Below are 12108 nucleotides of genomic sequence, written 5' to 3'. Positions count from 1 at the left end.
CTTTATGATAATCAAACTTGCAGGGTATTTCCTTGCTTCCATTAGGCTGTTTGCCATTGTGTTGCTCATGATACTATTGGTGCCTACCGGTATTTTCCTGATTTATTTAAGGCTAATTCCGCGTAGATCGGGCTTTGTAATAAGAAATATTTTTTGCAAATTAGCCTTGATTATTTTTGGAATCAAATTAGTTCAAACAGGGAAATTAGAAAATATCAAAGGCGCACTTTATGTTGGCAACCACAGATCCTTGATTGATCCCATCATTATTTTTTCTCAACTAAAAGAAGCTTATGTCATCAGTAAAGCGGAGGTTGAATCTTATCCATTGATAGGCATTGGTGCAAAAATGAGTGGAGTTATTTTTGTTGCGCGGGAAAATGCAGAAAGCCGAAAAAATACTAAAATAGAGATTGACAAAGCAATGACGCAACAAAAATCAATCGTAATTTTTCCTGAAGGTACAATCAGTACTAACAGAAAAACTTTAGCTTTTAAGAAAGGTTCCTTTGAAATAGCAGCCTTACACAATCGACCTGTCATTGCTTTTGCACATGAGATGGCAAATCCGGTTAGCGACTTTTGGTATCTGTCAAATATCCTCAAACAATTCTATAGGACTTTTTCTAAATGGCGCACAGTAGTTTTTTTACATTTTTTTAACCCCATCTATAATAATGATCCACTTTGGTTAACATCAGAGTGTGAATACAGAATAAATCAAAAATTAACTGAATTTCAAACCAATTGGAATGAGTCGGAGAAGCAATATGTTATTTCTGTTGAAAAGAAAGAGAAGTTGAGTTGACACAAAATCTCTGGTTTTTCGGAGTTAACCTCTCTCCAAAAAACACATGTCCCAAATGCGCATTGCATGATGCACACAAGATTTCTGTCCTAACTCTGTCCTTATCCGGTAATTGCAGAACAGCATCTTTAATTGCTTCATCAAATGAAGGCCAACCACAATATGAATTAAATTTTTCCTCAGAGTCGAATAGCTTAGCATTACATCTTCTGCAGAGGTATACTCCATTCTCAAAATGCAAATTATAAACACCGGAAAATGGTACTTCAGTTCCTTTCCCTTCAATAATATATTTTTCTTCTTCGGTAAGTTCATTCCAACCCATAAGACAATCTTTACTATTTCCACAAAGTGGAGAACTTTTCTTTTGCCTTCAAGACTTTAGGTGATATTACGATCTGACAGTAAGGTGCTTCTCCATTCAAATTGAAATAATTTTGATGATAATCTTCAGCAGGATAGAACTCACTTGCCTGAACTATTTCTGTTACAATAGGGTCGTCCCAATATTTCTGCGCAAATTCATTTTTCAATTTCTTTGCCATGCTTTCCTGAGTACTATTCTGCCAAAAAACAACAGACCGATACTGAGTTCCTTTATCGGCTCCCTGCCGATTTAATGTAGTAGGATCATGTGTTAGCCAAAACACTTCTAATAATTGTTGGAAGCTTATAATTTGCGGGTCAAAATAAATTTGACAAACCTCAGCATGTCCCGTTGTGCCAGAACAAACATCCCTATAACTTGGATTTGACAGCTTTCCCCCCATATATCCTGAAACGACAGTGTCAACTCCCTTTAAATTTTGAAATACAGCTTCCACACACCAAAAACACCCGGCACCAAACGTAGCAGTATCAAATTTTTGAAGAGGATCAATCATTATATCAGAAGATTTTGAGATTAATGAATCATTCTTATGGATTATTTGGGATTTCTGCTGATTGCCACAGCTTGATACTATAGCAAGCATTGAAATAAATAACAATTTAATCATGCACAAATTTACAATAAAACGTTAACACTAGTCAAGTCCTTCAATAAGGACAATTTATGTAGCAAAAAGTTATATCTTTGCGTCCAGATCGCGGGGTGGAGCAGTTGGTAGCTCGTCGGGCTCATAACCCGAAGGTCGTAGGTTCGAGTCCTGCCCCCGCCACTTCCTTTCAATTTTTTTTTATTTTTTGATAAATTTGAATAGAATTTGTCTTGGATTTCATTCGGCTTGTCCATGAAGAGACAGTGAAAATAAATTTATCTCATCTTTTATTCATATTCAACAATAATGAATGCCAAATTTATTACTGAATCAAGTTTGGAATTAATAAACATCTAAAAAGTTTCAGGCAACTTCATATTCTATTTCTCAAATAATTTAAACCAGATTTTGTTATTGAGGATCAAAGCGGGTATCAAATTGAAAATAAATTCGCTGTACAAATGTGTTCGAATGGTATTGCAACCAAAATCGAATCCACGATATCATTCAATAATGAACGTACCGGGCAAAACTTTGCACTCCATTTAAATTGGTTTTAAGTCTATAAAATTAGTTTTCTATTGTTTCAATCAGGCTAATATTAAAGGCAGCTTGTGCAACTACAAGTGATTCTTGTAAAAAAATCTATTCTGCAAATCAGGCGCAATTCACAATTCCTTGATTTTCAAATCAATTTGGTATGTAATAGATCTACATTTATAATATTAGCGCTCATCCAACAAATAGACGTATAACAAAATAGCCTCCTTTCATTAAAAGAGGCTATTTATATTAAACTTAAATTTTCTGTAATCGTACTAATCTATCTTAGAAATTAGTCAGTGGCATAAACTCCCTTATATATTCAATTGCTTTGAAAATAACTAAGTACAAAATGCCAAATTTACTTCACCATTATCATGCGTTTCGTAGCTGTATGGTTCGTTGCGTCTAACTGATAGTACAGTACGCCGCCGCCATTCAACTCTGATCTCTCGATCTTCTGTGTATTCAAGCCTTTTTGACCTTGGATCTCATACACTCGGATCACTTTACCTGTCACGTCGTAGATGCTCAACTTAACAGCTCCTGCTTCCGGTAATCGGTAGCTCACCACTGTCTCCTTGTTGAATGGATTCGGATTGTTCTGATACAACTCGAATACTCCACTCTCTACTACTCCTTGTTCTGTTCTTGCATTCAAGCCCACGCCTTTCACTTCTTCACTTGCTTCGTATGCTTCTGCTGCTGTCACTTCACTTGTGATCGCCAACATGCCGCTTAACTTACCGCTGCGTACGCTGCGGAATACTACTGTGAATAATGTTTCTTCACTGCCATAGCTTGTTCCTGTACCGCTGTTCCAGCTCGTTGTCAAGATTCCTTCGTTCACGCGGTTCGTTCCAAAGTTGGATTCTGTTGTACCCAATACTCCGCTTTCTACTCCTTCAAAGTTCAACATCTCACTGTCAAACTTCAATGTAAACTGGTATCCACTGATGTTGCGGAAATCGTTTGACTTGAAGTTTACTTTGTATACTTCTCCTGCTACCATTTCCTGCTCATCGATTTCCATTCTCAACTTGCCCGATGTCCTCACGCTTCCGCTCATCACGTTGCTCGCTCTGGCATTCCCGTTCAAGTCTCCCATCTTTATCGCTACAAAGTCGCAAACTTTTTCCTCTTTGGCATTTCCGAATACTTCTGTAGCTGTGCGTGGCGCACCCCATGGCTGTGTTGGATCTGCAAATACATAGCTCTTCGGTACAAATGTCCATGATTCCACTGATGCAAACTTGCTCGTAACTCCTAAGATCAACTTCCTGATCTCGCTGATGTCACTTGCTGTGATCTTGCCATTGTTCGATACATCTGCTGCGATCAACTTGTATGGGCTTGTGATCACATCTTGACCCAAGATATGCTTCTGTATCTTCACGATATCTGCTGTAGATACCCCATTTGCAGGTTCCTCAACTTTAGTAGGCCTCACTGTATAATTGGATGCTAATTTCAAACTAGAGAATGTAAAAGGGCTACCGATGCGTTCTACCATCATTATTCCTGAACTATTATACAATTCAACTTTCACTGGTTTAGTAACATCGTTGTTTTCTGTTTTCAATTCTCCAGTTATCGTACCAGTAAGAGTTCCATCATCAGGACAAACATTGTTTGGATCTTGTACGATCATTGTCGTCTCGCAGCAATCCTTGTTGCCCTCTTCATCTTCTACACAAATCTTCACCGGTAAGATCAATTCATCATTTACTCGTTTTGCTTCAAAATCTGAACAGCAGATCAATAAACTGTCTGAGCCTCCTTCAAAATATATCTTCAGATTGGCTGGCGGTGTACAGTTGTCGTAGCTGCCATGGTCGAAGTCTTTCGCCCATATCGTGATACAGCCAGTACTTGGCATCACCGTGGTCACTATCCCTGACAAACAATATGGTGTCGGTGCTTTGCAGTCTTTGATCTCAAACAGTTTTTCACAGACTCCTATATTGCCGCAGCCATCTTCTACATACCAGGATATTCTGTGTACTCCGATTGGATATACGCCACTGGCATTGAATGGATTCCCTTGATTGTCTGCATATGGATTATGGTTGAACCGCGGTGTCTCTCCATTATCAAACTGCTTGTGCGTCAATGAGCCCACTTTCAAATCATAGCCACTGTGACTTCCTTTTCCATCATTGTATAAATCTATCTTATATTCCCAGAATAACCAATCCTCAGGTGTACAATGATCGGTTGCGGTAGCTGTCAAGTTGATATGGCCCCAACATATACCCGTTAACGGATCTTTAGTTGCAGGTTCACAATCACTCATTGAACAGTCCACTACAGGATCGTCATTGTCCCTTACCTTGATCACCTGCTGATACTCCCATCGGCCTGTAAGGATGTTTCTGCTTGGATCGTACTGGCACCAGTCAATTACTGTCCACGTTCTGATCACTTTCAAGCACGCATCCGGCTCAATTGTAAATACTTCATCATCATATTCGATTGCGATCAATGCACAGTTGTCGTCTGCATTGTTCATCACTTTCGGTCTGCCCAATCTTGGATTGTCAGGGCTTAAGTCAGCTCCACATCCGTCCAGTTCTACCCTTCCCGGTAAGCTCGCGCTGATACAGGTTGGCCATTCGATGTCGTCGTTTGGATCGCAGTAGTCTGCAGGATTCACATAGAATGGATCACAGTCCACTATCCAGATCGTCTGCTGACGGCTCAAGGTTACTCCCGTTGACGTTCTTACTGTGAACGTTCTTGTCAAGACTCCTTGTCCACACTTCACGTTGTCATCGTTTGGTGTCACCGTTACCGATACATTACAGCCTCCTGTCACATAGCCATCAAAGCCCCATACCAACTCATACTTGTTGTCCGGATGGGCCGGATTGTACAAGCTGTTGTAGTAGTTACATGCTATGTTTGCTGCAGGTAAATTCGGTGGTACTGCCCCTGCTGATGGGCCAGGATAGTTGTGCAATGTATTTGGCACACAGTATCTCTGACATACCAGATCATTTGTTTTCACTTTAGCTCTCGCACTCAAGTCCGTTACCACTCGTCCAAATGTTGGATCCAATGGATCACGCAATTTTTCAAAATCATACCAGAACCAGCAGCTCACCACAATATTCGGTGGTGGGATCAATGTTAGCAATACCTTGTCTTGTACTTCTACTTCTACCATGCAATCGCTGTAGTGACCAAACAAGTCCCCTACAAACTGTAGATTCGGTCCGCTTCTTCCCATTCTGTTCGGATGGATTGGGCCCGCTCCTGGATCTACGTCAAATACTCGCATCACTACCATGATTTTTTGTCCTACATCCGCGCAACAGAATTTTACAAAATCATCAAAATATACCTGGTTGCCCGGTGCAAACACTGGATCCGGATCATCGTCTCCGTTCAGTCCATTGCATGACACCTTGTTGTCTGTTGGCGGCAGACGTCCGTTGATTGTGCCCAACAACTCTTCCATTCTGATCGCCTTCACGTATATATGGGGGAAACAGTTGTCAAATGAGCCTTCATCAAACGATGTCGCAAATATCTTCGTGATATTCTCTCCTGCACTGCCTCCTCCTACTAAACTCACTACTGTATTCTTGATACACACAGGTATCGGAGGCACATTGTCCAGTACATTCAATCTTACTGTCTTCTTCGTGATATTTCCACAACAGTCTTCTGCTACGATATACGCATTCTGGATTCCTCTTGGCAGGCCAGATACGATATATCCATCTGTTTCGTTGCCACTCACAACTCCATCTTCTACTTCTACTGTGTAATGAAGCTCATTGCTACAGTTATCCAACAACCAGGCCGGTGGTACTTCCCAGGTTCCTGTACAGCTCCATACATCCATTGTCACTACTGCTGAATCCGGATACAATACTTTCGGTCCTTCTACGTCCGCTACCTTGATCACCTGATTGTGGCCCCCTACTTTGCCTGTACACCAATCCATTACTGTCCATTGTCTCAACACTTTGTAACAGCCTATTGGACCTGCATCACAACCCGGTTTTGCCAAGTCGATGATTACATCCTGATACGTCGTTCCAAAATTGCGACATGCCGTAGCTGGTCTTCCTGTTCCTACCACATCACGTGTACTTCCGGTCCATAACAATTCGGATTCAATGCATCCCAGTTCTTGTGTGCAGGATAATATACAGGATCCGGGCTTGGGTGGCCATAATTCGGATCATTTACATCATCTATACAATTCCAGCCTAATGCTCTTGGTATTCTCCTTCCCAATGTGCCGCCTGGTCCCAAATAGATATTTGGTCTCGTCGGATTTGCCCTCCAGTATACGCTGTCCAACAGATACCCGTCGATACAGGTATCCGGTGCTACTTCGTGTGGGGTCACATCTTTGTTCCTGTCTATCTTCCCATCACAGGCCAGCATCGCTCTATTACCTGGCAATCCATCATAGTTTGCCGGTGCTAATACATTGTTTAAATCTCCTAAGTTTACTGTAATCGTTTGAACACAGCTTGACTTGTTGCCGCTACCGTCGATTGCAGTCCATCTTCTCTCTATTATTTTATCATAGCCCAAGGCACAACTTCCTTGTGTCACATTATCTTGGTAAGTCAACGTATAACCACCACAATTCTCCTCTACTGTAGGCGTGCCTGTATTTGCCGGCAATGTACTCGCCGTACAATCCAAGGTCAAATCCCAGGACAGGTCAATACAGGCGCAAGTTTGTCTTCAATCCTGATATGGCCCCAACAACTGTTGCCCGTTACTGGATCTATTACTTTCACCTGATAATTTTGTCCTATATCCTGAACGCCTACCTGTACTCCCGGTACTGTCGGTCGTCTATCAATCAACTGTCCCGTATTCCAATTCCTGATCTCTACAATATAATCGTCATAACAACTGTAGGGTCCTCCCTCTAATACGTCGTCTGCCCCTACCGTTGCATAACATTCCTCGTCCAGGCTCACCTGTACGTCATCATTGCACGAAAGGCTCCGCTTCGGATTGGCATATGCATTCACGCATACATCAAATGTACATGTTGCCAGATTGCCTCCTGCATCTCTCGCTTCGTAACATAATGTCGTACATCCTATCGGGAAGAAACATCCAGGACCATATGGTGCTCCACAGGTTTGGATCACTCTTACTCGATTTGACGTTGCTAATGCATACCCTATATGACCGATCCAGTTCGTGTTTCCAAATCCAAATGATGAGTTCACAAATGGTGCTGTAAATAAGCCCCCTGTATATGTAGCTCCGTTCACTGGGGTATTTACGTTTGCATCTCCAAAAATACCCGTCGTACAGTCTCCGAATATGGACAAGTATGCACTAGCTTGTCCCGGCGCGTGGATATAAACTCCTCTTGTCTCCCCTGCTGCCATCGTCAAACAACCAATTTTGGTACTGTCTACGATGATCGGATCACATCTTTTCAAGGTATCATAGGCGGTTCCGGTGATTAAATTGAATGTATCTTTTGGTCCGCTAAATCCGGCATGGGTTGCTACTCTACTAGCACACAATGTCCATGCACTCGCTGTTGCTTGTACCGGTGCATATGGGCCGGGTGCTGTCCTATAATAAATATTGTGGTTCACATTCGCAAATGAGAACCAACCCACTTCCTGCAGATTCAATTGCCCACCTGATGTATTCACCAAGTCAAACATCACTCCCCATGCGCCAGCTCCTCCTGATATCTGCCAGGCTGCATTCGTACGGCATATATTGCCAACCCGGTTGATGCTGCCAAAAAATTGTCCCGCAGGACAGTTGTCCATTGCCATAAATGGCGGTGCATCCCAGCTCACTTCACACTCGCCGGGACCTGCGTTCAAGGTTATTGTTTTTGTTGGACATGAAGGTACAAAAACTGGTGGGGTTACATCTGACACTGTGACTATTGCAACACAAGTACCGACATTACCACACTCATCTGTTACTGACAAAGTAACATTTACTGGTCCTGAATTCGCGCAAGTAAATACGGATGGTGAAGCAGCCAATCGAAGATTAGCCTGAGAACTACAATTATCAGTGGAACCGTTATTGATTTGTGAAGCAGTAATGCTTGCATTTCCACTTGGATCCAAATTCAAAGTAATATTTTTACAGAGTGCAGTTGGGTTTACATTGTCATTAACGGTTATAATTTGGCTGCAAGAATTTGTATTACCACATGCATCCGTCGCTCGATAAAACCTATAAACTGTAAATTTATTTGGACATGTCATGTTTACAGTACTGTCTTTTAGGTGCACGACAACAATTCCAGAATTGCCACAGGCATCGGCAGCCACGACAGAGCCAGTATTGGGAGGTGGAACGGACGATGCACATGTTACTGTAATAGGTGCCGGACAATTCATAGAAGGCCTCACATTGTCAAAAATGGTAATCTTTTGGGTACAAGAGGCAACATTTCCACATGTGTCTCTCGCGGTCCAGGTTCTGAATAGTGTTAAACTATCTCTACAAGTACCAACCGTTCTTCTTGATCCAAATATGGCATTTCTTGTTCCCATTTGACAATTGTCAGTAAATGTAACGATTGGCGGAATACCCGTATCTATTACACATTGTATGGTGACATCCGCCGGACAAGTCGCCAATACAGGAACAGTAATATCATTTACCGTAATGGTTTGAGAACAGGTAGCTGTATTACCTGACCTGTCTGTAGCCATATATGTTCTTGTCAGAGTATATCTGTTTTGGCAGGTTTGGGAAGATATTTGATCACTAACAAATGATCTCCTTACACCCGGACAATTATCGGTTGCAACAACAGAATTTGTATCCTGAGCAGGAACCATTGAGGCACAAGAAACGGTTAAAGAAGCCGGACATGTAATCATGGGCTTAATCGTGTCTAAAACCGTAACCAATGCTGTACAAGTGTCAGCACTACAATCATCAAAAGCTTCTAAATCAACCATCCTCACACCCAGACTGTCACATGTCATTGTACCTGAATGTAATAATCTCAAATCAAAACCTCCACAATCTGATGAAGGTGTGCTACCACCGTCTATGTCATCTGCGGTAAAACTCACCATACCCATTGCATCTAGGTACACTGTTATATTTTTACAAATTGCTTCCAAGAATCCAGATTTTCTCACACAAACCAATGAAATACAAGTAGCAGAATTGCCACAAGAGTCCATTACAGTTAAAGTCACCGGAATTTTGGCCAATGTATCAGCATATGTGACATTCCCAGAATGATCCATACTAAAAATCAATCCACTAGGGCAGTCGTCAGAAGAACCGTTGTCTAATTGACTAGCCATAAACATTCCTATGCCCATAGGATCTAAATTCACTGTAATGTCTTTACATCTTGCAGTAGGAGGTGTAATGTCATTCACTACAATGTTGAACATGCAAGTATCTGCATTTCCACAAGTATCTTTTATCTCATAGGACACAATAGATGGTTGTGAGCATGTAGGAGGATTTGGGACTACTCCAATTAATCTAAATGTTGAAGTTGCCAGACAACATTCATCAGTTGCAGAACCACCTGCGGCCAGAAACTCTTCATATGTTGCTGGTAATGCGGGCAAAGTTCCCGGACAAGAAACCACCATGTCACCAGGACAGATCAGGACTGGTGGTGTAGTGTCATCTATATTGATAGATTGCGTACAAGAGTCAACGACTGTGCCAAGACAAATATCAGTTAGTAAAAATTTACGATCAATTTTAAAATCTCCGGGACATGTTATTAAATAAGCATCATTATATGCAATGCAATAATCGTAGCAATGCGTAGCTGTAGCATTAGCAATACCAAACGAACCATCAATTATTTTACCTCCACCACTAGAAGAAATGGTCCAGGTATAGGCTCCTGTCATCCCAGAGCAATAAGAAGTTGTAACCAAATAGTAAGTTTTTAAACCTGATGCTGTGAATGTGATTGTCGGATCAAGATTTGGCGTTGCACCTGTAGAATCTGTATCATCGTCCCAATAAACTAAACTCGAACAAGGGTTGCAGGCATTAAATTGTCCATTATAAATTAATGCAAAAAAGTCCATTCCTCCCGAGTTCAGACTAAGAGTAAATGTACCCGGTTTAAGCACCACTAAAGGTATAACATCATAATAAGGGCGATTAATTGAATCCAGTATACAGGATGCATTCGCTGGTCTGATAAAGCTTGGGTCACTTGAAATTAAATTACCAGACAAAGTGGTTAATGGATTGAGTGTACCACATTGTACCGGTCCAACATTTGCAGGGCATGTAATGTCAGTTGGAGTAGCACATGGTATTATGTAGCTAAAACATGTAGGTGCTGAAAACGCTGTATTTAAAGAAGTTTGTACAAAAGAAGTACCCGATGGACCAGCAATACCAACGGTAGCACTACTGCCTCCATTCTGAGTATCTGTGCCATCCGTTACATCCTGATGCAAAATTCGTATTTCATTTGTTTGTTCAAATAATATTATTTCAAATAAAAGTGAATCACTGTTATTTGAGGAGCCAAAGTAAGATGTCACCCATTGAAGTATATATTGTCTATTTGGTGCAACTCCGTTTGTTTGGGCATAAATACCATTTGAGGGTTCTGATAAACTTGTAGCAGAATTGAGATCATCCCACAAAGGAGCGATCAAATTCATACCCGCCGTTAAAGCTGCATTACTTAAGTCAGCTCCTGACCTAGAACTAGGACTAAATCTCAAAAAGCCATTTGTACTGACTACACCTGATGTAATACATTGTCCATAAAAATTAAATTTAAATGGCAAAGTGACATTGGCAGTCAACTCGTCACCTTGAGTACCCGCTATTAAGTTTGCCGGATTTCGAATGTCTATGAATCCTGAACCACAGGTGGATGCAGTATAATTACTAGGAGGCACAGAGGTGTAAGGTTTGAAGCTACGTGCCTGTGGTATAGGTGATATCACTTGATTAAAATACAATTGGGTAACAGTTGTACCCGTTGGCCCAGCGACACCTACTGTAGCTGAGGCTCCATTATTCTGTGTATCAGCTGCATCGGTTAAATCTTGCAATAGAATTTCAATTTCATTTGTTGTCTCGTGATATTTAATTTCAAAAGTGATTTGATCCGAGTTCCCACTAGATCCAAAATAACTACCCAGCCATTGAATCACTAAAACTCGATTTGGTGCAGTTCCCATAACTTGCGTATAAATTCCATTGTTTAATTCTCCGGAACCAGTCACCAAAGTCAAATCATCCCATTGGGGAGCGATCAAATTCATACCGGGGGTAAGGGCAACGTTACTTAAATCAGTACCTGATCTACTTGACCCGGCAAATCGCATCCAGCCATTTGTACCTAGCTCACAAGTAGAATAACTTGTACCATAAAATATCATTGGAAAAGGTAAAGCAAATGTTAAGGCTGCATCATCTGCTTGGGATCCCGCCAATAGTGATCCGGATCCGCTTATATTCATAAACGATCCTTTGCAGTTACCTACAAGATAATTGGCTTGAGAAAACAAATTCAATTGAGAAAAAAGCAGTAATGCTAAAATTACAACTCTGCGTAAGTTCATGAGCTCAGGTTTTGGCTTAAAAAATGCTGAAAAATACTAGATATTACTTTATGATTAGAATTAATTATATATAATATTTTTATTTATGTTTTACATTTTATGTATCTGTACTTTAGATATAAAAATTATATTTAATATTTATTTTATGCATTAAAAAAAATATGAATTTGTCAACTTCTAATTACCCATCATACAAACTTTAATAAAGAAGTTTATCTAATAAAAAAAG

Annotated in this window: 6 protein-coding genes and 1 tRNA gene; 2 read left to right on the top strand and 5 right to left on the bottom strand. The window is 40.8% G+C overall.

The genetic code is table 11. The features are described 5' to 3' along the window. Nucleotides 1-4 precede the first annotated feature (4 nt). Complete coding sequence (locus IPI99_10115) at nt 5-808, top strand: 1-acyl-sn-glycerol-3-phosphate acyltransferase (GenBank protein ID MBK7340869.1); 804 nt, start codon at nt 5-7, stop codon at nt 806-808. Here the strand turns inward: IPI99_10115 and IPI99_10110 are convergent. Next, a complete protein-coding gene (locus IPI99_10110; GenBank protein MBK7340868.1) occupies nt 774-1133 on the bottom strand; it encodes a methionine-R-sulfoxide reductase in 360 nt (119 codons plus the stop codon). The genes IPI99_10115 and IPI99_10110 overlap by 35 nt on opposite strands. A gap of 13 nt (nt 1134-1146) precedes the next feature. Beyond that, nucleotides 1147-1806 carry a peptide-methionine (S)-S-oxide reductase MsrA gene (gene msrA, locus IPI99_10105; protein ID MBK7340867.1) on the bottom strand — a complete coding sequence of 220 codons (660 nt, stop codon included), beginning with the start codon at nt 1804-1806 and terminating at the stop codon, nt 1147-1149. Between the two features lie 89 nt (nt 1807-1895). Between msrA and IPI99_10100 the strand changes: the two genes are divergently transcribed. Then, nucleotides 1896-1968, top strand: a tRNA-Met gene (locus IPI99_10100). 724 nt (nt 1969-2692) lie between these two features. Here IPI99_10100 and IPI99_10095 read toward each other — a convergent pair. From IPI99_10095 to IPI99_10085, 3 genes are read right to left on the bottom strand one after another with little or no spacing between them, the layout of a single operon-like run. Further along, the gene (locus tag IPI99_10095) at nt 2693-6451 is read right to left on the bottom strand and encodes a T9SS type A sorting domain-containing protein (GenBank protein MBK7340866.1); all 3759 of its coding nucleotides are present in this window, start codon (nt 6449-6451) and stop codon (nt 2693-2695) included. Then, the gene (locus tag IPI99_10090; protein MBK7340865.1) at nt 6418-7008 is read right to left on the bottom strand and encodes a hypothetical protein; all 591 of its coding nucleotides are present in this window, start codon (nt 7006-7008) and stop codon (nt 6418-6420) included. The genes IPI99_10095 and IPI99_10090 overlap by 34 nt, the downstream gene beginning before the upstream one ends. Beyond that, a complete protein-coding gene (locus IPI99_10085) occupies nt 7005-11879 on the bottom strand; it encodes an HYR domain-containing protein (GenBank protein ID MBK7340864.1) in 4875 nt (1624 codons plus the stop codon). The genes IPI99_10090 and IPI99_10085 overlap by 4 nt, the downstream gene beginning before the upstream one ends. Nucleotides 11880-12108 lie beyond the last annotated feature (229 nt).

It is taken from the genome of Saprospiraceae bacterium (assembly GCA_016710235.1).
Lineage (GTDB): Bacteria > Bacteroidota > Bacteroidia > Chitinophagales > Saprospiraceae > Vicinibacter.
This window is presented reverse-complemented; position numbering and strand designations above follow the sequence as displayed.